Origin of the sequence: Pandoraea capi (assembly GCF_902459735.1) — a bacterium.
Taxonomy (GTDB): domain Bacteria; phylum Pseudomonadota; class Gammaproteobacteria; order Burkholderiales; family Burkholderiaceae; genus Pandoraea; species Pandoraea capi.
The window spans coordinates 321302-345643 of the sequence record NZ_CABPRV010000004.1 but is presented as its reverse complement, the minus strand read 5'-3'; the positions used below and the strand labels follow the sequence as shown (position 1 = coordinate 345643).

Below are 24342 nucleotides of genomic sequence, written 5' to 3'. Positions count from 1 at the left end.
TCTGGGCCACCCGGAGTTTTCGATGCCGTTCAATCGCTTTCCCAAGACCGTCACCCGCTGTCTTGGGCTGTCCAGCCCCGAGGAATCTTCGCCGCCACCGTCGCGTACCGGTGCCATGGCGACGTCGCTGACAGGCACCCTCAACCGTACGCCGGCACTGCGCGGGCCGGGCGCCGTATCCCATGCGTCGGCGCGGGCGTCCCAAAAATCTCAAATGCCTGGCGCACCGACGTCGACCGGCAGATCAGCAGACGTTTCGGCCGATCTGCGCATGACGATGGCCGCCGATTGGCGAGGTGGCGTCAGGGCGGGTGCCGGACGTGCCCTCAAGACCGACGCCCATGCTGCCCCGATCGACCTGACATTACCGATCAGGCTTTGGGGCTGCGACGATCCGGCACCCGATTGGGTGCAGCCGATTCGGGAGGGCGCGCAACGCTGGGCCGAACGCTACGGCGTGAACACGGCCACGCTGATTCGCGTCGGGAGCGAATGCACGCGCTACGGCCTGCTCGAACTGGGCGGCTGTCGCTTCATCGTCGGGCCCACGGCGACCCCGGCCGAGGCGCGCTCGTTGACCCGTATGCTCAAGGCGCATGCGCAGATCGGCGCGGTTTTCAGTGTCGAGCCGGGCGCGATGCGTGCGGGTGTGCGTGACTTGGCTGACATGGGGGCCGTGGGGCGTGATGGGTGCGATGGCCTCGATGGGCGTGAGGGAGCGGACGGCGCCGCAGCCGGATCGGGTTACCGTGAGCGGCCCATCGGCGAGTACATCGCTGCGGTTACCCGTCGCGGGGCGAGCCAGCGTCATGCTGCACCCGCGTCATCGACGTCCGCCGTCGCCTCATCCCACGGCAATCTCGACGGGGGTCTGTCGCACGTGCAGTTCATGGAATTCGCGGGCATGGAGCGCTTCGACGCGCAGATCGACGGCGCAACGCTCTGGCGCGCCGGCAAGGGCATCGCGGATTTCATGCGAAGTCATCCCGGCAAGACCGTGCTGGTATGTTCCGAGCACGGCATTGCGCGGCCCTGCGCGGTCATCGCCAGTGCGGCGCTGCAACTCCGGGCGGGCGACGCGCGGCTGCGCAGTCAACTCGCCACGGAAGTCGTCGCCCAGCGCTCGGAGGTCAGCGATCATCACATCAACGCGGCGGCGCGCAGCTTGGATCTGGTGGCGGAGCTCTCCCGGCTCACGGCGATGCTGCGCACCCCCGGGCGCGGCGATCCGCGCTGGGAGCGGAAAGTGGCGCTGCTCACGCAGCATCTGCCCGATTTGATCGCGAATGGCGACGTCGACTGGCATGGCACGCAGGGGCGGCGTCAACTGGCCGGCATGCTCGAAGCGAACTTCGAACGCGTCCCGCCGCTGCTGGCGGCAGGCGGTCTGCCGCCGGGTACGGCGTTGCTGTGGCTACGCGAAGAGATCGGCGTGCTCAGCGGCGTGCGATTCCTCAGTCCCGGCTACGTCGGCGCTCACACCGACCGGATTTCGCAGGAGGCCATCGATCCGGGGAGTCCCGATGCCGTGCGTCTGGTGTCGTTCGACGACTATGGGCTGACGTGCGACAATAAGTATTACGACGTCGGGTCAGTCATCGACTGGCACTGGCATTGCCAGCGGCGCGGCAGCGTCATGACGAACCCGGTCTCGCGCTCGCCGGTCGTCGCCTTGCTGGTGGCCGAGGGCGAGAAGGCGCGGCTCGCGGCCGGATTTCGTGACTGACAGCGGGCGCCAGGACCCGGGGATGTCGGGAAGATGTCGTCGCCCGGCACGCGCCGGACCGACATCTTCGTGAAACACCCCCCGACGCGCGTATAATTACGCCTTTGCCCTTCCTGATATTGGGTCCCGCCGTGACTACCCCCGCTCTGAACGCCCTGTACGAATCCTCCCTCAAGAGCCTGCCGCTGCTCTCGCGCGGCAAAGTGCGCGATAACTACGCCGTCGGCGACGACAAGCTGCTGATCGTGACGACGGACCGCCTCTCGGCGTTCGACGTGATCATGGGCGAGCCGATTCCGGGCAAGGGCCGTGTGCTCAACCAGATGGCCAACTTCTGGTTCGACAAGCTCGCCCACGTTGTGCCGAATCACCTGACCGGTGTGGCGCCGGAGACGGTCGTCTCGGCAGATGAAGTCGCTCAGGTCGCCGGCCGTGCGGTCGTCGTCAAGCGTCTGAAGCCGATTCTCGTCGAAGCCGTGGTGCGCGGTTATCTGGCCGGCAGCGGCTGGAAGGACTATCAGGCAACGGGCGCCGTGTGCGGCGTGAAGCTGCCGGCCGGTCTGCAAAACGCGCAGCAACTGCCGGAACCGATCTTCACCCCGGCGGCCAAGGCCGAACTGGGCGAGCACGACGAGAACATCAGCTTCGACGACATGGTGAGCCGCGTCGGTCGTGAACTGGCCGAGCAGATCCGCGACATCTCGATCCGTCTGTACAAGGAAGCGGCCGCTTACGCCGCGACGCGCGGCATCATCATCGCCGACACGAAATTCGAATTCGGTCTGGACGACGACGGCAAGCTTCACCTGATGGACGAAGCGCTGACCGCCGATTCGTCGCGCTTCTGGCCGGCCGACTCGTACGCCGTGGGCAGCAACCCGCCGTCGTTCGACAAGCAGTTCGTGCGCGACTGGCTCGAAACGCAGCCGTGGGGCAAGACCCCGCCCGCACCGGCACTGCCGGCCGAAGTCGTCGAGAAGACGGCGGCCAAGTACCGCGAGGCGCTCGAGCGCCTGACCGGCCAGCAACTGGCCTGAGCGGGGCAGGAAAGACATGAGCGACAAACAAGCCGTGGCCCCGCGCGTTGGCGTGGTAATGGGGTCCAATTCGGACTGGGAAGTGATGAAGAACGCGGCCGCCATTCTGGCCGAGTTCGGGGTGCCGTACGAGGCGCAGGTCGTCTCGGCGCACCGTATGCCGGACGACATGTTCCGCTACGCCGAAGCGGCGCGTGAGCGCGGTCTGGTCGCGATCATCGCCGGTGCCGGCGGTGCCGCGCACCTGCCGGGCATGATCGCCGCCAAGACGACCGTGCCGGTGCTGGGCGTGCCGGTGCCGAGCAAGTACCTGCGCGGCGAAGACTCGCTGCTCTCCATCGTGCAGATGCCCAAGGGCGTGCCGGTCGCCACCTTCGCCATCGGTGAAGCGGGCGCGGCCAACGCGGCCCTGTTCGCCGTCTCGATGCTGGCTGCCGACGACAAGACGCTTGCCGACAAGCTCGACGCGTTCCGTGCGAAGCAGACCGAAGCGGCGCGCGGCATGACCTTGCCCGCGCTGTAAAAGAAAAGAACGTCCCTGCTACCGTCTGCTTCCGACCGAAGATGAATTCTGCCTCCGCTGCGCCTGTCCTTCCCGGCCAATGGCTGGGCATGCTGGGCGGCGGCCAACTCGGCCGCATGTTCTGTTTTGCCGCCCAGTCGATGGGTTACAAGGTCTGCGTGCTGGACCCGGACCCGCGTTGTCCGGCCGGCGCTGTCGCCGACCGCCTGATCGTCGCCGATTACCGTGACGAGACGGCGCTTGCCGAACTCGCCGCGCTGTGTCCTGCCGTCTCGACCGAGTTCGAGAACGTGCCGGCCCAGTCGCTCGACTTCCTCGCCCAAACCACGACCGTGAGCCCGGCGGGCCGCTGCGTTGCGATCGCCCAGGACCGGGTCGCCGAGAAGCGCTTCATCGAGCGCTGCGGTGTGCCCGTGGCGCCGCATCTGGTCATCGAATCGAACGAGGGGCTCGCCGCCATTGGCGACGCCGCTATCGAGAGCGTGCTGCCGGGTATTCTGAAGACGGCGCGCCTCGGTTACGACGGCAAGGGGCAGGTGCGCGTGAATACGGCTGCCGAGGCCCGCGAGGCTTACGCCGCACTTGGCGGCGTGCCGTGCGTGCTGGAAAAGCGTCTGGCGCTGGCATTCGAAGTGTCGGTGCTCAGCGCGCGCGGCGCAGACGGCACTGTCGCGACCTATCCGCTCGCGCAGAACGTGCATATCGACGGCATTCTCGCCACCACGACGGTGCCCGCGCCCGATGCCGCCCCGGCACTGGCCGATGCCGCGCGTGCGGCGGCTGCCGCGATTGCGTCGCAAATGGATTACGTGGGCGTGCTGTGCGTCGAGTTCTTCATTCTGAAGGACGGCTCGCTCGTGGCGAACGAAATGGCGCCGCGTCCGCACAACAGCGGTCATTACACGATCGATGCCTGCGCATCGAGCCAGTTCGAGCAGCAAGTGCGCGCGATGGCCGGGCTGCCGCTCGGCGAGACACGTCAGCACTCGCCGGCGGTCATGCTCAACGTACTCGGCGATGTCTGGTTCGAAGGGCCGGGCAAGGATCTGCCGCGTACCCCCGCGTGGGCCAGCGTGGCGGCGCTGCCGTCCGCTCGCCTGCATCTGTACGGCAAGGAAGACGCGCGCGTGGGCCGCAAGATGGGTCACATCACGTTCGCAGGCGCATCGCTCGACGAAGCGCGCAACGCGTGCGTGACGGCCGCCGCAAGCCTCGACATCCCGCTGGAAGACTGAGCGATGGCAACATCCACGACGCCTGCCGTGCCGCGTATCGTCATGCCGCCGGCCGAAGCTATCGCACAAGCGGCAGCGCAACTGGCTGCCGGTGAGCTGGTCGCGTTCCCGACGGAAACGGTCTACGGCCTGGGTGGCGACGCCGAGAATCCGGCGGCCGTGGCGGCGATCTACGCGGCGAAAGGGCGTCCGGCGAACCATCCGGTCATCGTGCATTTTTCTCCGGACGGCGACGCCGGCTACTGGAGCGACGACGTCACGCCCGCGGCGCGCAAGCTGATGGACGCGTTCTGGCCCGGTCCGCTCACGCTCATCCTCAAACGTGCCCCGCATATTCCCGATGCCGTGTCCGGCGGTCAGGATTCCGTGGGGCTGCGTTGCCCGTCGCATCCGGTGGCGCAGGCGTTGCTGCGCGAGTTCGAGCGCGTGAAGGGCGGACAGGGCGGTGTGGCCGGACCGTCGGCCAATCGTTTTGGTCAGGTGAGCCCGACGACCGCACAACACGTACGCGACGAGTTCGCCGGGTTGCCGGGCATCACGGTTCATGTGCTCGATGGCGGCGAGGCTGCCGTCGGGATCGAATCGACGATCGTGGATCTCTCGCGTGGGTTCCCGGCGCTGCTGCGTCCCGGCCACATCACGCCTGAGCAGATCGCCGAGGTGCTGGGCGAGATGCCGCGTCTGCCCGGACAGGACAGCAATGCGCCGCGTGCCTCGGGCACGCTCAAGGCGCATTACGCGCCGCGCACGCCGCTGTATCTGTGCGACGCCGCGCAATTCGCGGCGGCGCTGGCCGTGCATCCGGCGGGCGAGCGCGTGGCGGTCGTGGCGTTCGCGCCGACGCTGGCGACACTGCCGTCCGATGTAACCGCGTCGAATGACGTGATGACGATCGTGCTGCCGCCAACGCCGACGGCGCTCGCCTCCGATCTGTACGCGATGTTGCGACGCCTCGATCGCGCCAACGTCACGCATATCCTCTTCGAACGTCTACCCGACACGCCCGCATGGGCGGCAGTGGGCGATCGCCTCGGCCGCGCCGCGGCGGCATTCGAGCGCGCCTGAAGCGTACAAGCGCTGAAGCGGCTGCCCCGCCGTTCGATGCGGGGCGACACCAAGGCTTCATCGCATCGAAACGTCAGAGGTGTTTCTGCATGGCGCCGACACCCGGTGCCTGTGCATCGGGCGTTACCATTTCCCCTGTTCCCGACCCGCCCGAACCGCTGCCCGTCGCTGCGCCCGCATGCGACACCTGCCACGCGTGCCGCCACTCCGGCGGTCCGAACAACGCCATCCACTTGTTGCGCCACCCGGGCATCGTGAAGACGTCGCGCGCCATCGTGCGCCATTCGTGAAACGTCAGCGTGATCGGATTGTGCGTATGGATCGGGTCGACGATGCCGTACTCGCATGGCTCGGCGTCGCTCTCCTCGACGTACGATCCGAAAAGACGATCCCAGATGACCAGCACGCCCGCGTAATTCCTGTCGATGTAACGCGGATTGCGCGCGTGATGCGCCCGATGAATCGACGGTGTGTTGAGCACATACTCCAGCCAGCCGAGCTTGGGAATCGCCTGCGTATGCACGAAGAACTGGAACGCGAGATTGAGCAGTACCACGCCGACGATCTGCACGGGCGTGAAGCCGATGAGTGCCATCGGCGTCCAGAACAGCCACATACCGGCGACGGGATACATCAGGCTTTGCCGGAAGGCCGTCGACAGATTCAGGCGCTCCGACGAGTGATGCACGACATGCGCCGCCCAGAGCCAGCGAATGCGATGACTGGCGCGATGAAACACGTAGTAGAGGAAATCCTGCACGACGAAGAGGAGCAGGAAGCCGAGCCACCCGGTGGGCATCGTGTAAATGCGGTGATGGTCGTACAGCCACGCGTAGAACGGCACGATGAGCAGCCAGGCAAGCTTGTCCGCGCCCTGATGCATGAGCGCGAGCGTGGCGTTGCTGAGGGTGTCCTTGAGGCTGTACATGCCGGGGCGGCGGCGTCGCCAGTACCAGGCCTCGATGCCGATGCACAGCACGAATACCGGCGCGAGCGCCAGCAGGATCAATTCGACGTTCATGACCTCGCGTCTCCTCACGATAGGGTCATCTGAACCGGTGTCCCCGCATCTCGTAGGGTTGGCGCGGGTGGCACCGATGGAACGTCTATTCTGACGCGAATGTGGCGCGTCGGCGTCGGGGTTAGAGGAAAACGTCAAATACGAGCCGTAAGCCCGATATGTCGCATTTTAATGCGGAGTTACGGGCTTACGGTGTGCTTATCGCGTGCTGACGATGATCCTGCGGACGGCGTGAGACTTGCGACTGTCTTGCTTCAGGGCGCGTTTTCAAACACCCACGAGATCAGGGCATCATTGAAGGCTCGCGCGTTGCTCGCCCGCGGGTCGTTGACCAGCGAGACCACTACGTACACGCTGCCCGAGCGCGCCGCGACATAGCCGGCCACGGCACCGACATCATCGAGCGTACCCGTCTTGATGTGGGCGTTACCCGCCACATCGCGATTCGTCAGACGATTGCGCATGGTGCCGTCCACGCCGACCGTCGGCATCGACTCGACGAGCACCTGCCCGGTCGGGCTGTTGATGCCGTGTTGCAGCAGACGTCCCAGCTCTGCTGCGCTGATGCGCTCGATGCGCGACAGCCCCGAGCCGTTCTCCACGACGAGGCCCGGCGCGGCGAGATCGTTCTTGTCGAGCCAGCGATTGAGCACCTCACGCGAGCGTGCAATGCTCGCGGGCGTCTTGCCGTCGGCAGGCAGGCCGAGCGTGAGGAACAACTGGCGCGCCATCACGTTGTTGCTGAACTTGTTCATGTCGTGCACGACTTCGCCCAGCGTCTGGCCGCGATGCGTGACGAGCAGACGTGCGCCCGGCGGCACGACGCCCGTGCGCACATTGCCGTTGAACTGTCCGCCGGAGGCTTGCCACAGCGCACGAAAGCCGCCAAGGAAGAAGCGGTCGCGATCCGGTGCGGCAATGTTCCATCCCTTGTCTTCGCACGACGCCGGGTAGGTCCCGGAGAAACTCGCCACGTAGGCGCCGTCGGGTGTGGTGCTCAGGGCGGGATGAATGCGAGCGAGCCAGTCGCCGCAGTTGCCGGCGGCCGTCGACGACATCTCGTTCGAGACTTGCAGATTGGCCATCGGGGGCAGCACGCCGACATCGACGGTGCCGTTCGGGTTGCCCGTGAAGCTGAACGACATCGCCTTGAACGAGTACAGCAGCGGGTCCGGCGAGACGTTGTACGGACGGTCGGTGTCGCCGTCGATGGGGCCTTGCGCACCGATGTCCGCGCTGTACGCCGAGCGGTCGAGCACGATATCGCCGTTGATGTTCGTCACCCCCGCGTTATGCAACTCGGCGATGAACTTTTCCATCTCTTCAGGCACGAGCTTCGGATCGCCCGTGCCCTTGAAGTAGAGATTGCCGTTGAGCGTGCGGCCATCCGATTGCCCGTCGGTGTACGCCTGCGTGCGCCAGCGGTAATCGGGGCCGAGCGTGTCGAGGGCGGCAATCGTCGTGACGAGTTTCATCGTCGACGCAGGGTTGCGAGGCACGTTCGGATTGAGCGCGAGCATCGGCGCCGGCACCTCGCCGCGCGTTTGCAGCGGGTTGTCGACCTTGGCGACGATCAGGCTGATGTGCGACGCCGGTACCTTGCTGGCGGCGAGCGCGCGCGCGAGCGGCGCGGGCAACGCCGTGGCACGCGCGGGCGTGACCGGCACCTTCGGCACTTTGGCCTTCACGAGTCTGGTCGACTTCGCGGACTTCGCCGACTTCTCGGGCCTGGCCTGCGCAGGGGCACTCACAACCATCGCCAGCGCCAACGCGGCGCAGCAGGCGCGCGCCATCTGACGGGGACTGACGATCTGGAGATGGGGCATTTCAGAGGAAGCGAACACGAGGGAAGCGGAGCGAAGCAGCGGCGAGGAATGTCGGGGCAGGCGAGGGACGCGCATGACGGGCGAGGTTCTCCAGCGTTGCGTGCGGTGCTTTTCGGATGACTCGGGGTGACGCTCGGAATGCACGACAGACCGGAGTCGGGCGATGCACACGCGGCAACGCAGTTAGGCATAAAGGTAGGCCGCGAGTGCGTCTGAGCGCGCGGCGCGTGCGTGACATTGTAAATCCGCCGTGCAACGAACTGTGGCTACAATGAGTCGAAATCCGGCAATTGTCACTCGAAGACAACATCACGCAACGTGGCATGCGTTTCATACGATGCGACGCGCTGAGCCCGGACAACGCCTCAAACGGTGCCTGAACCATGCGAATTTTGTTGGTGGAAGACGATACGATGATCGCCACGGCGGTCTCGAAAGGTCTGCGCCAGGACGGCTGGACCGTCGACCATGTCGGCGACGGGCAGCGTGCACTCGATGCACTTTCCGTCGAGTCCTACGACGCCTTGCTGCTCGATCTCGGCTTGCCGCGTCGCGACGGCATCGATGTGTTGCGCACCCTGCGTGGGCGCGGCCAGACGTTGCCGGTGCTGATCGCCACGGCACGCGACGCCGTGGCCGATCGCGTCAAGGGACTGGACGCCGGTGCCGACGACTACCTCGTCAAGCCGTTCGATCTCGATGAGCTGGCCGCGCGGTTGCGTGCGCTGGTGCGGCGTCAGGCGGGGCGCAGCGAGCCCTTGCTGCGGCATGGCGGCATCGTGCTCGATCCGGCCACGCGTCAGGTCACGTGTGAGGGCGCACCGGTCGTGCTCTCCGCGCGTGAATATGCGGTGCTCGAAGCGTTGCTCAATCGCCCGGGCGCGGTGCTGTCCAAATCGCAACTCGAAGAGCGCATCTACGGATGGGGGGAAGAGGTGGCCAGTAACGCCGTCGAGGTGCACATTCACGGCTTGCGCAAGAAGTTGGGCGCGGAGGCCATCCGGACGGTGCGCGGCGTGGGCTATATGATGCCCGCGCAAATGTCGCCCGCCGGGCCGCAGGACGGCATCGCACCGGCCTCCGGCACGGCGTCGGAGGCGAATTGATGCGCTCGATCCGCCGTCGTCTTCTCGTCGGGTTGCTGATCACGCTGGCGATAGCGCTCGTGCTCGCGGGCATCGCCATCTTCCGTCAGGCGCGTACCGAAGCCAACGAGTTGTTCGACTTCCAGTTGCAGCAGATGGCGTTGTCGCTGCCCGCCGAATCGTTCTCGAGCGTGCCGGGCGAACACAACGACACGGAAGGGCTCGTCATTCAGATCTGGAGCCGCAACGGGGTGGAGTTGTACTACTCGCACCCGCGCACGCCGCTGCCGCCGCGCGCCGAACTCGGCTTCACCACGGTGCAGACACCCGCCGGCGACTGGCGTGTCTATGCCGCGCTCGTGGGCGACAACGTCGTGCAACTGGCGCAGCCCATGGTCATCCGCGATTCGCTCGCCGTCTCGATGGCGCTACGCACCTTGTTGCCGCTGGTGATCGCCATGCCGCTGCTCGGGTTGCTCGTGTGGATCGTCGTGGGACGCGGCCTGCGGCCGTTGCGTCGCGTCACCAAGGCACTCGATGCGCGTGCGCCAGGCGCGTTGGAAGCGTTTCCCGAGGCGGGCTTGCCGGACGAAGTCCGTCCGCTGGTGCGCGCGCTGAACAGCCTGCTCGGCAGACTCGACGAAGCGCTCTTGCAGCAAAAGGCGTTCGTTGCCGATGCCGCGCACGAACTTCGCACGCCGCTGGCCGCGCTGCAACTTCAGGTGCAACTGCTCGAACGCGCGCAGACGAACGAGGAGCGCGCCGAGGCGATGCGCGATCTGCGTGAAGGCGTGCGGCGCTCGTCGCATATGGTCGCGCAGTTGCTCACGTTGGCGCGTCAGGAGCCGGATGCCACGCGAGCGGCATCGGCGTTCGTCGACATGCCGCTCGCGCCGTTGCTGCAAGACGTGGTGGCGCATCACGCGGCGCTGGCCGTGGCACGCGGCATCGATCTGGGGCTCGATGCGCCGGATGCGCTCGCGGCGATCAGTCGCGTGCGCGGCGATGCAAACGCGTTGCAGACACTCTTCGGCAATCTCGTCGACAACGCGCTGAAGTACACGCCGCCCGGCGGACATGTGGATGTGCGTCTGGTGTCGGCGACACCGTCTCCGGTCGTCGAAATCGAAGACACCGGGCCGGGCATTGCGCCTGCTGAGCGAGAGCGCGTGTTCGATCGTTTTTTCCGTGGTGGCGCGGCGTCGGTGGAGGCGACTTCGTCATCCGCTGCGGCCACGCAGGAGGCGCCGTCCTCAGCGAGCGCCGAGCACGACAACGCCGCGCCGCGTGCGCAAGGCAGCGGTCTGGGTCTTGCCATCGTGCGCAACATCGCGCAAGCGCATGGCGCGAGCGTGGAGTTGTTCGATGGACGCAACGGCCGGGGGCTGCGTGTGCGCGTGAGCTTCGGCGGTGCGACGTCGGTGCCGCCCGCGCTCTGATGGCTTTGGCGTGACGGGCGAGGTAGCGCGCGGTGCAGGCATGACCTCGCCCGACACCGCGCTGACGACGTACGGCGGCACGCATCGGCGTGTTATCTGCGTGAGTGTCGACGTGAATGTCGACGTATTTATCCGCGCGTCACATCCGTGACCTTGTCGTGCTCGATGGTGAGCGTGCGGCGATCCGGCCGGTGGTCACGCGTGGTCGGCATGGCCTTGCCGTCCTGCATGCCGATGCGCCACGGGCATCCTTGCAGCATCGATTTCGCTTCGGTGAGCGACTTGCCGACGATCGCCTGATCGGACGGCGAATCCTTCGAGCAGGCGCCGTTCTGCCCCTGCATCTGACCGGACATCTGTCCTTGCATCGGCGTCGAATCCGCCGGTCCCTGTGTGCCCATTCCATTGCCATTGCCTGACGCGGCATGTGCCGACACGGCGAACGTCAGACACAAGGCGGCAGCCCCCATCCAGCGAGTGGTCCGGCGGAAGTTGCGATCGGATTGCGTAGGCATCGTGATTCTCCTGTAGACGAAAAACCTGCGACGCGGAATTGCGCCACTGTGCCACCGTAGACAGCGGTGCCTCGCATTCGCAAGGAGAACCACGTGAGCTGCGCCTTCAAACGCCTGAAGCCGTAACGCATAGCACGCAGCACGGGCCGAATTGGGTTCCGATGGGTGACGTTTTGAGGTCGACGTCCGATGTTTTGCCGGCATTTGCGCGGGAAGTGGGCTCTTAAGGTTGTCTTAAGGGAGCGTCTCTACGATGGCAGTCATGTTCAAACGTGGTTAAACAGGGTTGTCGGTAAGGAGAGACTCATGCGGACCTCAAAGCTCACTCGTACGCTGGTTGCTGGTGCTGTGCTCGTCGCGTTGACGGGCGGGTACGTCGCGGGACGTCAGCATTGGCAGGCGCCGCTCGCCTCGGAGATGGTCAGCGACGCCAGCGCGGCAAGCGGCGCTGCGGCCACGCCCGTCGCCAACGTGCAAAACACCCCGAATACCGCTCCGCGCATGCTTGTGCCGGACTTCTCGCAACTGGCGGAACAATACGGACCGGCCGTAGTCAACATTAGTGTGACGCACGATGGGAAACCTTCGGCGCAACATGGCTCGGCTGCGAACCAACTGCCGCCGGGCATGGATCCGAACGACCCTCTGTTCCAGTTCTTCCGTCACTTCTATGGCGCGCCCGGTAACGACGGCGGTGACAATGGAGATGGCGATGAGAGCAGCGGGCCAACGCGCAGTCTCGGTTCGGGCTTCATCGTGAGCCCGGACGGTTACATCCTCACCAACGCGCACGTCGTGGACGATGCGAGTCAGGTGACGGTGAAGCTCACCGACAAGCGCGAGTACAAGGCGAAGGTCGTGGGTAGCGACAAGGCGAGCGACGTGGCGTTGCTCAAGATTGCCGCGACGGACCTGCCGACCGTGAAGATCGGCGATCCGTCGAAGTCGAAGGCGGGCGAGTGGGTCGTGGCCATCGGTTCGCCGTATGGCTTCGACAATACGGTGACGGCGGGCATCGTGTCGGCGAAAGCGCGTGCGCTGCCGGACGAGAACTACACCCCGTTCATTCAGACGGATGTGCCGGTCAACCCGGGCAACTCGGGCGGTCCGCTGTTCAACCTGAATGGTGAGGTCATCGGCATCAACTCGATGATCTACTCGCGTACCGGTGGGTTCCAGGGCTTGTCGTTCGCGATTCCGATCGACATGGCCATGAAGGTCAAGACGCAGTTGCAGCAGTACGGCAAGGTGAGTCGCGGTCGCATCGGCGTCGCGATTCAGGAAGTGAATCAGTCGCTCGCGAAGTCGTTTGGTCTGCCCAAGCCTACGGGCGCGCTTGTGTCGTCCATCGACAAGAGCGGGCCTGCGGCGAAGTCGGATCTCAAGCCGGGTGATGTGATTCTCGCGGTCAACGGCACGAACATCGACGATTCGGTGCAGTTGCCGGAGAAGATCGCGGATATGCGCCCCGGGCAGACGGCGACGCTCACGATCTGGCGCAACGGCGCGAAGCAGGACGTGAGTGTGAAGGTCGCAGCGCTCAACGAGAAGAAGGACGCTGCGAATGCCGACGATTCCGCCACGCACGGCCGTCTGGGGCTGGCGGTGCGGGAGCTGTCGCCGGAAGAGAAGCGTTCGGCGCAGGTCACGAACGGGCTGCTCGTCGCGCGTGCCGGCGGTCCTGCGGCACAGGCCGGTGTGGAGGCGGGCGACATCATTCTGTCGCTCAACGGCACCCCGGTCACCAGCGCTGCGCAACTGAGCGATAAGCTCAAGAAAGCGGGCAATAATGTCGCGTTGCTCGTACAGCGCGACGGGCAACAGATTTTCATCCCGGTCGATCTCGGCTAAACGTCGCGAAGACCGCCAAGGGATGCCATGCGCTACCTGAGTACCGAGGCCGCAACCTCGGTACGATCCGGCATCGTGAAGTCATGCAAGGGGAGGTTGAACATGTGGCAGAACCAATGGCAACGCTGGACGGTGGCTGCGGCCACCGCCGCAGCACTGACGGGTGGGCTGGGCGGCATCTCTGTCGCGCATGCACAGGGCGGTACGCTGCCCCCGTCGATGCAGCAGGGCAACGTGACATACGTCTCGGGTGGTATCGACAGCGACGAGTCGGGGGCTTTCAAGCGTGAAGCGTCGCGCTGGCCGCTGTCGATCGAGATGGCGGCACGCGGCGATGGCGCGAACGAATACGTCGCCGATGCGCAGGTGCAGATCATGCGTGGGGGCGCGACCGTGCTCGACACGCGTTCGAAAGGTCCGTTCATGCTGGTGAAGCTGCCCGAAGGCAACTACACCGTGAAGGCGACCTACAACGGCAAGCCCATGACGAAGGATGTGAAGGTTTCGGCCAAGGGGCACGCCGTCGCAACATTTCTGTGGCCGCACGATTGATGTGCCGATCGGTCGGGCAAGTGAAGTTCCACGGATGACGAGGTAACCCAGGCAGCACCGAGCAGTACCACTCTGCAACGAGTGAGCGAGTTGCGCCGCCATGTCCATCATGGCGGCGCTTTTTTTTGTGCGGGATTTGGTGCGGGAATGGGCGGGCGAACCTCACCCGGTGCCGATTTCAGCCCCGTGAGTTAGTCCCGTGAATCAGGCCACGCGAATCAGGCGGCGCTGCGGCACTCGGCGGAAGTGTTGTCCCGCGGTTCGCCGTCGTCGGCATCCTCGTCGCCATCGCGGCGGACGGCGAAGGTTTGCGTGACGGCGATGCCGTTCTTGATGGCCGTCATCTCGGCCAGGATCGCCACGGCGATTTCGGCCGGTGTGCGCGCCCCGAGATGCATGCCGACGGGGCCGTGCAGACGCTCGATCTCGGTCGTGCTCAGATCGAACAGCGACAACCGCTCGCGACGCCGGGCGTTGTTCACGCGTGAGCCGATGGCGCCAATGTAGAACGCCGGCGACTTGAGCGCTTCGAGCAGCGCCATGTCGTCGAGCTTCGGGTCGTGCGTGAGCGTGAGCACGGCGCTGTGCGAGTCGAGTTGCAGGCGCACGATGAGGTCGTCCGGCATCTCGCGCGACAGTTCGGTGCCGGGCACCTGCCATTCGTCGGCATACTCGGTGCGCGGATCGCACACGATCACGTGATAGTCGAGCGCACTGGCCATGCTGGCGACGTACTTCGACAACTGTCCTGCGCCGATCACGACCAGCCGATGACGCGGGCCGTGCGAGGTGATGAGGCGTTCACCGTCGAATTCGACCGACGGTGTCTGGTGACCTGGCGCCATGCGCACCGCGCCGGTCTTCATGTCCAGTTCCCGCACCACGAGGCGGAATTTTCCGATGGTGTCGAGCAGCTCGGCGATGCGCGAGCTCTCTCGAACCGGTTCGAGCACCAGTTGCAGCGTTCCGCCGCAGGGCAGGCCGAAGCGATGCGCTTCCTCGGCCGTCACGCCATAGCTCGTGACCTGCGGCCGATCTTGCGGCCAGTCGCCGCCACGAATGCGGAGGATGAGGTCGTCCTCGACGCAACCGCCCGACACGGAGCCGACCATGTGGCCGTCTTCACGGATCGCGAGCATCGAGCCCACGGGACGGGGGGCCGAGCCCCAGGTGCGCACAACGGTGCCCAGCGTGACGAAAAAGCCTGCGCGGGTCCACTGTACGGCGGACTTCAGCACTTCCAGATCGACACTGTCCATAACACGCTTCCTTCGCCAATACGCGAGCGGCGACCGTCGATCCACAGGCCGAATGAGGCGTGGTTTCCAATGGGACGCCGCTCAATGTGATGCGGCGAGTATATCTCGCCTTGGCTCGCGCTGTATTTCAGGGGATATTCCGGTTGTCAGCCCGACGCGAGCGCGATGTCGGTGCGATGTGAGCGCGACGAGGGGCGGTGTCAATCGTCGGACGGTAACTCGTGTCACAATAGTTCAATGTTCGAGACAAGGCCACGACAACTCCGTACAACGCTGAAGGCGGGACGAGCGTCCGTACACAACGGATACCAGGGAGAGGGGCAATGGAACTTCGAAACAGTCGGCAACTGCCGGTCGCCAGAGACGTCGCGTGGATTGCACTCAACGATCCGGGCGTCTTGCAGGGGTGCATTCCAGGATGCGAATCCATCGAGCGGATCGACGACACGACGTGGACCATCGTCGTGGCTGCGACGCTTGGCCCGGTGGGCGGCCGCTGGACTGGTCGCATCAAGCTCACCGATGTGGTCGTCCCGACCTCGTACACACTGAATTTCGACGGACTGGGCTCGTCTGCCGGGCTCACGCACGGCCGGGCTGTGGTCACGTTGCAGCCGCAAGGACCGATGAACACTTTGATCACGTATGACCTGAAAGCGCAGTTCGGCGGCGAGTTCGCCGGGCTCGACACGCCGCAGGTGGATGGCGCCGCCAGTCAGCTTGCCGACACCTTCTTCCGTCGTCTGACGGCGGCCATTGCGCCGCATCACAAACTGAACGACCCCGTCGCGGCCGACGGCGAAGTGGCCGCAGCGCTCGCCACGGACGCCGCGATGCGCGACATGCCGTCCACGCGCGGCAAGATGGCGCGCTGGTGGCCGTGGGCGGCGGCGCTGCTGATCCTGATCTTCATCGTGATGTGGGGCAATCATGCCGGCTGAGCGACGTCAGGAGACGGGGATGGGCACGTCGGACGCGGGACGTCCGGACACGGGCGACGATACGGCTCGCGACTCGCTGGCCCGTGAACTGCTCGCCACCGCCGAGGCGCTGGAGGCGGCGGGCAAGGAGCCGGTGACTCCAGGCGTGGCGGGATATGACGTGCGCGTGCGCATTCGTGACGGCGAGACGCCGGTGTTCGGACCGGGGCGTGTGACGCTGTTGCGGGCCATCGACGCAACCGGCTCGATCTCGGCGGCGGCGCGCCGCATGAACATGTCGTATCGCCGTGCGTGGCTGCTGGTCGAGGCGATGAACCACGAATTCCGCGAGCCGCTCGTCACACGGCATATCGGCGGGGTGTCCGGCGGCGGGGCGCAACTCACGCCGTTCGCGCAGAACCTCGTCGCGCATTACGACACGCTTATCAAGGAAATCCGCGCGTTGCTCGACGCCCACGTGCCGACCTTCGACGCCTATCTCAAACGCGAGAGCGGCGAGGGCGGCGGGAGCGTCGATCCCGATCCGGCGTCCTAGGGGGCGCCTCGCGCGCCGCATCAACACCGTTTTTCATCCGTTATTCCGCGATTTCGAAGATTTTCACGAAAACGTTAAGTTTTTGTGAGGACTTTGGCATCGCTGCGACGCGACACTAACTCCATCGAAAGACACCTCTGCGATGGAGATTCCGATGTCCACCTTGACGAAGTCAGTGCCGCCTGCGGCACAGCCTCCCGTGCGCAGCGCACCCGTCCAGCCCGCCTGGCTGCGTGTCACGCACTGGCTCAATGTGCTGGCGGTCATCGTGATGATCATGAGTGGCTGGCGCATCTATAACGCGTCGCCGATCTTTGCGTTCCGCTTCCCGAACGAGATCACCCTCGGCGGCTGGCTTGGCGGTGCGTTGCAATGGCACTTCGCCGCCATGTGGCTGCTGGCCGCCAACGGCCTGATCTACCTGCTGAGCAACCTCACGAGCGGTCGCTTCTCCCGACGCTTCTTTCCGCTTACGCCGCTGGGCATCGTGCGCGATCTGTTCGCCGCCCTGCGTGGCCGTCTGACGCATGACGATCCCCGTCATTACAACCAGGTGCAACGTGCCGCTTATCTGTTTGCGGTGCTCGACCTCATCCTGCTCGTCGCTTCGGGGCTTGCGATCTGGAAGCCGATCCAGCTCGGCTGGCTGCTTGTGCTCTTCGGCAGCTTCCAGGGGGCGCGACTGGTGCATTTCCTCGCGATGGCCGGACTGGTGGGTTTCATCGTGATTCACGTGGCGATGGTGGCGCTCGTGCCGCGCACGCTGCGAACCATGATCACCGGGCGCTAAGCCCATCGCGTACCGACAGCGAAAGACTAGAGAGACGGACGGCACTGCCATGACCTCAGAACGCAAACCCTACATCATGACGCCCAATGCGCCGGTCATCCAGGACGGCGACGCGATTCTCCGCGAGGCGCGCGCGCTGGTGTCGCGCCGGGTGACGGAGCCTTCGCGACGGGCCTTTCTCACGCGCACCCTGTCGCTTGGCGGCGTGGCAATGCTCACGGGGTGTTCGCTCGACAACAACGCGAGCGTGGAATCGGCGCTGACCAAGATCTCGCGCTGGAACGATCGTGTGCAGGCCGCTCTGTTTCGCAAGGACGCTTTGGCTCCGACGTTCCCCGCATCCGCCATTACCCGGCCGTTCCCGTTCAATGCGTTCTACTCGATCGACGAAGCGCCGGTCGTGGACGAAGCGGATTACCGGCTGGAGTTGTCGGGACTCATCGCGGACAAGGCGTCTTGGCGGCTCGACGCCCTGCGCGAGTTTGCGTCCGTGCGAGCTGCCGAGCAGATCACGCAGCACATCTGCGTGGAAGGGTGGAGCGCCATCGGCCGCTGGGGCGGCGTGACGTTCGCCGACTTCCTGCGCCGCATCGGCGCGGATACCACGGCGAAGTACGTCGGCTTCAAATGTGCGGACGACTACTACACGAGCATCGACATGCCGACGGCGCTGCATCCGCAGACGCTGCTCGCGCTCACGTATGACGGCCAGACGCTGCCGCGGGAGTACGGCTTCCCCATGAAGCTGCGCATGCCCACGAAGCTCGGCTACAAAAATCCCAAACATATCCAGGCGATCTACGTGACCAACACGTACTCGGGTGGGTACTGGGAGGACCAGGGCTACAACTGGTTCGGAGGCAGTTGATGCGAAAAGCCGGAGCGGCGTTGAAACCCTCCGGTTCGCATGACTGCACGATTTAGGAGACGGACAGGAAACGTCTCACTGGAAATTTCTCACTCAAGGAGTAACAGCAATGAAGACGCGATATCTGGCAGTGATGGCAATGGGTCTGGCACTCTGCACGGGCGCAGCCTTTGCGCAGGACGCCATGAGCAAGGGCGACGCCATGTCGAAGGGCAATGCCATGGCCAAGCACGATGCGATGGGCAAGGGCGATGCCATGGCCAAGCACGACGCGATGGGCAAGGGCGATGCCATGAAGAAGGGCGACGCGATGAGCAAGGGCGACGCCATGAAGAAGGGCGATGCGATGGGCAAAGGCGACGCCATGAAGAAGGGCGATGCGATGAGCAAGTAAGCTCGTCGTCGTGGTACAGCGACAAGGCGTCGCAACGGGATTCCGTTGCGACGCCTTGTGCTTTTTCTCGGATGCGAATGGCTCGCGCGGCGCGAGTCCGCTCAGCGAGTCAGGGCGACCGACTTGATCAGCAGATACACGTTATGCGCCGGTGTGAGGCGTAACTGGTCTGCGGAGAAGCGCGTAATGCGCGCACGCAGCGTAACGCCGCTGTCGTGGTGATTGCTGCCCGTCAGCGTTGCCGTGACCTCGACCGAATCGCCAAGATCACGCAGCGCGCTCACGGTGGCGGGCAACACGTTGAGTACGCTGGTGTCGACCGGGGGCGACGTGGCCACGGCGACGTCGCGCTCGCGCACCAGAATGCGACACGCGTCGCCCGCTTCGCCACCCGCACGCGGCACACGCAGCCGGATCGCGTCGTTGCCGTTCACGGCCAGTTCCGTCAGACCGTACTGCGCGTCATGCGCGACGATGCGCGTCTCCAGCACCGTGCCCGGCGACTCCGCGGTGCCGTCGAGCGCGTCGCGATGCACGTTGAGCACGTCGGCCGGGGCCCCTTGCGAGATCGTACGTCCTTCCTTGAACAGCACCACCTGATCGGCCAGCCGCATCACTTCATCCAGCGAGTGCGTGACGTAAAGCACCGGCAACTTCAACTCATGACGAATACGGTTCAGGTAGTCGAGCACCTCCGTGCGCCGCGCGTGATCGAGCGAGGCGAGCGGCTCGTCCATGAGCAGCATGCGCGGGCACGACAACAACGCGCGGCCGATGCCCACACGCTGCTTCTCTCCGCCCGACAGCGCGCCGGGACGCCGGCTCAGCAGGTGCCCGAGGTTGAGCACATCGACCACATGTTCCAGCGCGATGGCGCCGCTGCCGGCGGCGGCCACGTCGCGCCGTCTCAGCCAGCGGCCGAAGAGCAGGTTCTGGCGAACGGTCAGATGCGGCAGCAGTCGCGCGTCCTGAAACACGTAGCCGATGCGACGACGCCAGGTCGGCAGGGCGACACCGGCGGCGCTGTCGAAGAGCACGTCGTCGCCCACGACGATGCGCCCGGCATCGGGCCTGAGCAGCCCGGACACCGCATTGACCACTGTGCTTTTGCCGCTGCCGGACGGCCCGAACAGCGCCGTCACGCCCATACCGGCGGCGAACTCGGCGTCGAGCGAGAAGTCGCCGAAGCGATGCTTGAGACGCACTTCAACCGTCATAACCGAGCGCCTTGCGATTACCGAAGCGGATCATGACTTCGGAGAAGATGAGTGTGGCGACCGCGAGCACGACCGAAATCGCGCACAGGCGCCAGACCATTGCGTCGCCATCGGGGACTTGCGTGGCCGTGTAGATCGCCAGCGGCAGCGTTTGCGTCTGCCCCGGAATGTTCGAGACGAACGTGATCGTCGCACCGAATTCGCCCAGTGCGCGGGCGAACGCCAGTACGAAGCCGTGCAGCACGCCGGTGGCGGTGAGCGGCAGGGTCACCGTGAGGAACGTGAGCCAGGGGCCGGCGCCGAGCGTTTGCGCGGCCTGTTCCAGCTTGGTGTCGGACGCTTCCAGCGCCTGCCGGATCGCCCGGACAAGCAGCGGGAAACCCATCACACCGGCGGCCAGCGCGGCACCCGTCCAGCGAAAGGCGAACGTGAAGTGAAACCACTCGCGCAGCAATTTGCCGATGGCGCCTTGCGCGCCGAACAGCACGAGCAGCGCGAAGCCCACGACGACCGGCGGCAGCACGAGCGGTAAATGCAGAATGGCATCGAGCAGCGCCTTGCCGGGAAAGCTACGGCGCGCGAGCAGCCAGGCGGCAGCGTAGGCGAAGGGCAGGCTGCAAAGCGTGCCCCACAGACCTACGCGCAGACTGAGTTCGACGATGCCCCATTCTTCCGAGGTCAGGCCCATGACGGTGATTTCCGTAGTGCTTGTTGTGCCTGTTGCGTCAGCATTGTCCGCACGATGCGCTTACGGACGGCTGAAGCCGAAACGCTGGAACGTTGCCTGCGCCGTGGGCGTTTGCAGGAATTTGTAGAACGGATCGGCGTCGGCGCGGTTGGCCTGCTTCGTCACGGCCACCGGGTAGACGATCGGCGCATGGCTGTCGGCCGGGAAGGTGCCGGCGATGCGCACGCGTTTCTCGGCGTTGGCGTCCGTCTTGTAGACGATGCCGTACGGGGCTTCGCCACGCGCGACGAGCAGCAGCGCGTTACGCACGTTGTCGGCGGCGGCGACCTTGCCCTGCACCTTCGACCAGATGCCGAGCTTCTCGAGGGCGGCCTTGCCGTAGAGGCCAGCCGGCACGTGTGCGGGGTCGCCCATGGCGAGCTTGCCGTTCGGCACCTGCGCCAGTTTGGCATCGAGGTCCGCGCCCGACTTGAGGTCGACGTCGCCCGTGGTCGTGGCCGGCGCGATCAGTACCAGTTCGTTGCCCAGCAGATTGCGACGCGTGCCGGTGTCGATCAGGTCGTGCTTCTGGGCGTAATCCATCCAGTCCTGGTCAGCGGAGATGAAGACGTCGGCCGGTGCGCCTTTTTCGATCTGGCGGGCGAGCGTCGAGCTGGCGCCGTAGACCAGCACCGGCTTCTTGCCCGTTTCCTTGGTGTAGGCGGCCGACAGGTCGTCGAGGGCGTCTTTCATGCTGGCGGCGGCAAACACTTGCTGGGCCGCAGCGTGGCCGGCAAACAACAGGCTCGTGCCGACGGCGGCAACGCTCAGAACGCGGCGCAGCATCGTGCCGGCGCGCGGTGTGGCTTGGGACTTCGGGCTAACGGTGACGGTGGTTGCGACAGCAGCTTTCACGAAAGTGGTCTCCAGCGTGTAATGGGCCAGGCAGGCTCGATGATCGGCGCGAATGACGGTGACGTCGGGGCGGACTTCCCGTTCGATCACCCTCGATCACCCTTGATCCCTTTCGAATCGCCGCGAGCCGGCACATGGATACGGTCGGGCAGCGAGGCCGGACCGTCGGTTGCGCGGGGTGCGCAACGCGTTGTGTAGGATTATATATAACGCTGCCACGCTGTACAGGTATACGCCGTATCACGGCGCTCGAATGCCGTCCGGCGCGGCGACGCCGCGCACCGAATCGAAAAATCGGGACAGTGTGCACATGCGCCTGACATCGCGGCGCGAGCGCGCGGCAGGTGTCGGCGTGAGGCGGTGCGGGGGAGCGGGGGCGGTGAGAGCGGAGACCGGAAGGCCGGATTCGGCGGGCCTGCTAATTAATATATGTAGTAAATCGCGAGGGGCGGTAAGTGCCGCTTCGATCGCCCCTGCGATTTCAGGCAGGCAGGGCGCTGTGCACGGGTTTGCCGCTGGGGCGGAGCATCGCCGGGCTGGTGCGCAGCATGTCGAAGAAGCCATCGACCACGGCGTCGCACTCCACCCCGAGATCGTAATCGGGCAGGAACAGCCAGTCTGACATCATGCCGACCACGAGCGCATGCAGCATGATGGCGGCGCGGCGGGTGTCGAGGGCGGCGGGCAACTGGCCTCGCTCGATGGCGCGCTCCATGTCACGCATGATGCGCTGCTTGCCGTCGGCACAGGCTTCGCGCTGACGCTCCAGCACCGAGAGCATCTCGTTCGTGTATTCACATTTGTGGAACAAAATGTCGAGCACGCGGCGGCGGCGTTCGTTGCGCGCGGTTTCCTTGAGCACGAGCTTGCAGATTTCGTGCATGCGCTGCATCGGATCGCCGTTTTCCGGCTCCGTGCATTCTTCGTCGATCATGCGCTCCATCGGCAGGCGGATGCGATCCGTCATGGCGTTGAAGAGATCGATCTTGTTCTTGAAGTGCCAGTAAATGGCGCCGCGGGTCAGGCCGGCGGCTTCGGCGATGTCGGCGAGCGACGTACGCGACACGCCTTTCTGGGCGAACACCGTCTCGGCGGTATCCAGCAACAGATTGCGGGTCTCGATCGCTTCTTCTTTCGTTCTGCGGGCCATCGTCGTGTCACAGGGCGAGCGCCGGAGGGCGCCGGGATTTGTGAAATGTCATGTAAACCACGCCACACTATGGTGCGACGCGATGTGATTTACATACATTCATGAATGTATCTATAATAGCAGCCGCTTGCTCTATTGCACAGGGACCATTTAAGCTGCCTCCTCTAAGGGAAAACTCCCTGACCGGGGTAAGCGATTTGACCAAGGCGCACCGTCTGAATCGATGTTAGGTGCGCCAGTCGGGGTCGCCTGATGTCCCGGAGCCTGTTCGACGATCTCAAACGAGTGCCAGCGTGCGCGGTGAACGCCGCGCCCGGGGACGTCTTGTTGGCCCGCCTGACGGGCTTGTCTCCGATGGCCCGCTCACCCGGGCCTTTTGGCATTCGCCGCCCGCCTTTGTGCGACGGGATTGCGGACCAGCCTTCGCCGTCGCAATCGTCGCAACGTATTCGTCATTTTGTTTGACCGCATTCCATTTATCGGGGGCGTATATGCACGTCAAGAGAAGTTCACTGGGGATGGTCACTGCCGTCGCACTCGCGGTATTGACCCTGGCCGCGTGCGGCAAGAAGCCGCAGCAGCCGCAGGGCATGGTGCCGGAAGTCGGCGTCGTGACACTGCAACCCCAGAGCGTCACGCTGACGACCGACCTGCCTGGCCGCACCGCGCCCTACCGCGTCGCCGACGTGCGTGCGCGAGTCGACGGTATCGTGCTCAAGCGCGATTTCACCGAAGGCGGTGACGTCAAGGCCGGCCAGCGTCTGTACAAGATCGATCCGGCAACGTATCAGGCCGCATTCGAGAATGCCAAAGCAACGCTCGCGAAGGCCGTGGCGAATCAGGCATCGACCAAGCTGCTGGCCGACCGCTACAAGCAACTGGTCGCCGTCGAAGCCGTGTCGAAGCAGGATTACGACAACGCGGTGGCCTCCGCACTGCAAGCCGACGCCGATGTGCAGGCCGGCAAGGCGGCCGTCGATACGGCGAAGATCAACCTCGGCTACACCGACGTGCCGGCGCCGATCTCGGGCCGCACCGGTCTGTCGCAGGTGACCGAAGGCGCCTACGTGCAGTCCGGCGCCGCCACGCTCATGACGACCGTGCAGCAGATCGACCCGATGTACGTGGACGTGACGCAATCGGCCGCCGATGGCCTGCGTCTGCGTCGTGCACTGGCCGACGGCAAGCTCCAGAGCGCGGGCAAGAACGCCGCGAAGGTCGAGCTGACGCTGGAAGACGGCACGAAGTACCCGCTCGAAGGCAAGCTCCAGTTCTCGGACATCACGGTCGATCAGACGACCGGCTCGGTGACCGTGCGCGCGATCTTCCCGAACCCGAACCGCGAGCTGTTGCCCGGCATGTTCGTGCACGCCAAGCTCCAGGAAGGCGTGAAGGACGGCGGTCTGCTGGTGCCGCAACAAGGCGTGACGCGTGACCAGAAGGGTCAGCCCACGGCGCTCATCGTGAACAAGGAAGGCAAGGTCGAGCTGCGTCAGCTTGTGACCGACCGCGCGGTCGGCGACAAGTGGCTGGTGAGTTCGGGTCTGGCGGCAGGCGATCAGGTGATCGTGGCCGGTCTTCAAAAGGTGCGCCCGGGCGCGCCCGCGAAGGCAGTGCCGGCGCAGTTGCCGGGTGCTCAGGCGCAGGCGCCGGCAGGTGCGAGCGCACCGGCCGCCGCGAGCGCAGCGCAGGCCGACGCCGCCTCTGGCGCCAAAGCCCAATAACGCGGAG

23 protein-coding genes are annotated in these 24342 nt (G+C 65.3%); 15 read left to right on the top strand and 8 right to left on the bottom strand.

Features of this window, described 5'->3' with window-relative positions:
* Positions 1 to 22: 22 nt before the first annotated feature.
* The 5 genes from PCA20602_RS11585 to PCA20602_RS11565 all read left to right on the top strand — a co-directional run bounded on the left by PCA20602_RS11585 (position 23) and on the right by PCA20602_RS11565 (position 5586).
* A complete protein-coding gene (locus tag PCA20602_RS11585; RefSeq protein WP_150721347.1) occupies positions 23 to 1726 on the top strand; it encodes a hypothetical protein in 1704 nt (567 codons plus the stop codon).
* Positions 1727 to 1872: 146 nt separating this feature from the next.
* Positions 1873 to 2763 carry a phosphoribosylaminoimidazolesuccinocarboxamide synthase gene (locus PCA20602_RS11580; RefSeq protein WP_150721403.1) on the top strand — a complete coding sequence of 297 codons (891 nt, stop codon included), beginning with the start codon at positions 1873 to 1875 and terminating at the stop codon, positions 2761 to 2763.
* 16 nt (positions 2764 to 2779) lie between these two features.
* Positions 2780 to 3286: a 5-(carboxyamino)imidazole ribonucleotide mutase gene (purE, locus tag PCA20602_RS11575; RefSeq protein ID WP_069342641.1), complete on the top strand. Its 507-nt coding sequence runs from the start codon at positions 2780 to 2782 to the stop codon at positions 3284 to 3286.
* A 41-nt stretch (positions 3287 to 3327) separates the two neighbouring features.
* Positions 3328 to 4521 (top strand): 5-(carboxyamino)imidazole ribonucleotide synthase, encoded by a 1194-nt coding sequence (locus PCA20602_RS11570; RefSeq protein ID WP_150721346.1) that lies wholly within the window; start codon positions 3328 to 3330, stop codon positions 4519 to 4521.
* Positions 4522 to 4524: 3 nt separating this feature from the next.
* On the top strand, positions 4525 to 5586 hold the full coding sequence (locus PCA20602_RS11565; protein ID WP_150721345.1) for an L-threonylcarbamoyladenylate synthase: 1062 nt from the start codon (positions 4525 to 4527) through the stop codon (positions 5584 to 5586).
* Between the two features lie 73 nt (positions 5587 to 5659).
* Here the strand turns inward: PCA20602_RS11565 and PCA20602_RS11560 are convergent, their stop codons facing one another.
* On the bottom strand, positions 5660 to 6607 hold the full coding sequence (locus PCA20602_RS11560) for a sterol desaturase family protein (RefSeq protein WP_246182131.1): 948 nt from the start codon (positions 6605 to 6607) through the stop codon (positions 5660 to 5662).
* A gap of 254 nt (positions 6608 to 6861) precedes the next feature.
* On the bottom strand, positions 6862 to 8451 hold the full coding sequence (gene dacB, locus PCA20602_RS11555) for a D-alanyl-D-alanine carboxypeptidase/D-alanyl-D-alanine endopeptidase (RefSeq protein ID WP_246182130.1): 1590 nt from the start codon (positions 8449 to 8451) through the stop codon (positions 6862 to 6864).
* 365 nt (positions 8452 to 8816) lie between these two features.
* Here dacB and PCA20602_RS11550 point away from each other — a divergent pair, with 365 nt between their 5' ends.
* Positions 8817 to 9539, top strand: a complete 723-nt coding sequence (locus PCA20602_RS11550; protein ID WP_174980994.1) for a response regulator — start codon at positions 8817 to 8819, stop codon at positions 9537 to 9539.
* On the top strand, positions 9539 to 10957 hold the full coding sequence (locus tag PCA20602_RS11545; protein ID WP_150721344.1) for an ATP-binding protein: 1419 nt from the start codon (positions 9539 to 9541) through the stop codon (positions 10955 to 10957). The genes PCA20602_RS11550 and PCA20602_RS11545 overlap by 1 nt, the downstream gene beginning before the upstream one ends.
* A 128-nt stretch (positions 10958 to 11085) precedes the next feature.
* On the opposite strand, the gene PCA20602_RS11540 is transcribed toward PCA20602_RS11545, so the two are convergent.
* Positions 11086 to 11472, bottom strand: coding sequence for a hypothetical protein (locus tag PCA20602_RS11540; protein ID WP_150721343.1), 387 nt, complete (start codon positions 11470 to 11472; stop codon positions 11086 to 11088).
* A gap of 306 nt (positions 11473 to 11778) precedes the next feature.
* Here PCA20602_RS11540 and PCA20602_RS11535 point away from each other — a divergent pair, with 306 nt between their 5' ends.
* Both PCA20602_RS11535 and PCA20602_RS11530 read left to right on the top strand, forming a co-directional pair.
* On the top strand, positions 11779 to 13323 hold the full coding sequence (locus PCA20602_RS11535; RefSeq protein WP_150721342.1) for a DegQ family serine endoprotease: 1545 nt from the start codon (positions 11779 to 11781) through the stop codon (positions 13321 to 13323).
* 102 nt (positions 13324 to 13425) lie between these two features.
* Positions 13426 to 13875, top strand: a complete 450-nt coding sequence (locus PCA20602_RS11530; protein WP_150721341.1) for a carboxypeptidase-like regulatory domain-containing protein — start codon at positions 13426 to 13428, stop codon at positions 13873 to 13875.
* A 218-nt stretch (positions 13876 to 14093) separates the two neighbouring features.
* On the opposite strand, the gene PCA20602_RS11525 is transcribed toward PCA20602_RS11530, so the two are convergent.
* A complete protein-coding gene (locus PCA20602_RS11525; protein WP_150721340.1) occupies positions 14094 to 15134 on the bottom strand; it encodes an XdhC family protein in 1041 nt (346 codons plus the stop codon).
* A gap of 323 nt (positions 15135 to 15457) precedes the next feature.
* Here PCA20602_RS11525 and PCA20602_RS11520 point away from each other — a divergent pair, with 323 nt between their 5' ends.
* The 5 genes from PCA20602_RS11520 (at position 15458) to PCA20602_RS11500 (ending at position 18662) form a co-directional block, all read left to right on the top strand.
* A complete protein-coding gene (locus PCA20602_RS11520; protein WP_150721339.1) occupies positions 15458 to 16075 on the top strand; it encodes an SRPBCC family protein in 618 nt (205 codons plus the stop codon).
* Between the two features lie 19 nt (positions 16076 to 16094).
* On the top strand, positions 16095 to 16610 hold the full coding sequence (locus tag PCA20602_RS11515) for a winged helix-turn-helix domain-containing protein (protein ID WP_150721338.1): 516 nt from the start codon (positions 16095 to 16097) through the stop codon (positions 16608 to 16610).
* 154 nt (positions 16611 to 16764) lie between these two features.
* On the top strand, positions 16765 to 17400 hold the full coding sequence (locus tag PCA20602_RS11510; RefSeq protein ID WP_242559382.1) for a cytochrome b/b6 domain-containing protein: 636 nt from the start codon (positions 16765 to 16767) through the stop codon (positions 17398 to 17400).
* Between the two features lie 49 nt (positions 17401 to 17449).
* Positions 17450 to 18268 (top strand): molybdopterin-dependent oxidoreductase, encoded by an 819-nt coding sequence (locus PCA20602_RS11505; protein WP_150721336.1) that lies wholly within the window; start codon positions 17450 to 17452, stop codon positions 18266 to 18268.
* Between the two features lie 109 nt (positions 18269 to 18377).
* Entirely contained in the window at positions 18378 to 18662 is a 285-nt protein-coding gene (locus PCA20602_RS11500; RefSeq protein WP_150721335.1) for a pentapeptide MXKDX repeat protein, read from the top strand.
* Between the two features lie 101 nt (positions 18663 to 18763).
* Here the strand turns inward: PCA20602_RS11500 and modC are convergent, their stop codons facing one another.
* The 4 genes from modC to PCA20602_RS11480 all read right to left on the bottom strand — a co-directional run bounded on the left by modC (position 18764) and on the right by PCA20602_RS11480 (position 22611).
* Complete coding sequence (modC, locus tag PCA20602_RS11495) at positions 18764 to 19879, bottom strand: molybdenum ABC transporter ATP-binding protein (RefSeq protein ID WP_150721334.1); 1116 nt, start codon at positions 19877 to 19879, stop codon at positions 18764 to 18766.
* On the bottom strand, positions 19869 to 20567 hold the full coding sequence (modB, locus tag PCA20602_RS11490) for a molybdate ABC transporter permease subunit (protein ID WP_150721333.1): 699 nt from the start codon (positions 20565 to 20567) through the stop codon (positions 19869 to 19871). Before modB ends, modC begins: the two co-directional genes overlap by 11 nt.
* 60 nt (positions 20568 to 20627) lie before the next feature.
* Positions 20628 to 21461 carry a molybdate ABC transporter substrate-binding protein gene (modA, locus tag PCA20602_RS11485; protein WP_246182129.1) on the bottom strand — a complete coding sequence of 278 codons (834 nt, stop codon included), beginning with the start codon at positions 21459 to 21461 and terminating at the stop codon, positions 20628 to 20630.
* A gap of 481 nt (positions 21462 to 21942) precedes the next feature.
* Positions 21943 to 22611: a TetR family transcriptional regulator gene (locus PCA20602_RS11480; RefSeq protein ID WP_069342655.1), complete on the bottom strand. Its 669-nt coding sequence runs from the start codon at positions 22609 to 22611 to the stop codon at positions 21943 to 21945.
* Between the two features lie 491 nt (positions 22612 to 23102).
* Between PCA20602_RS11480 and PCA20602_RS11475 the strand changes: the two genes are divergently transcribed.
* On the top strand, positions 23103 to 24335 hold the full coding sequence (locus tag PCA20602_RS11475) for an efflux RND transporter periplasmic adaptor subunit (protein ID WP_150721332.1): 1233 nt from the start codon (positions 23103 to 23105) through the stop codon (positions 24333 to 24335).
* The last annotated feature ends 7 nt before the right edge of the window (positions 24336 to 24342 follow it).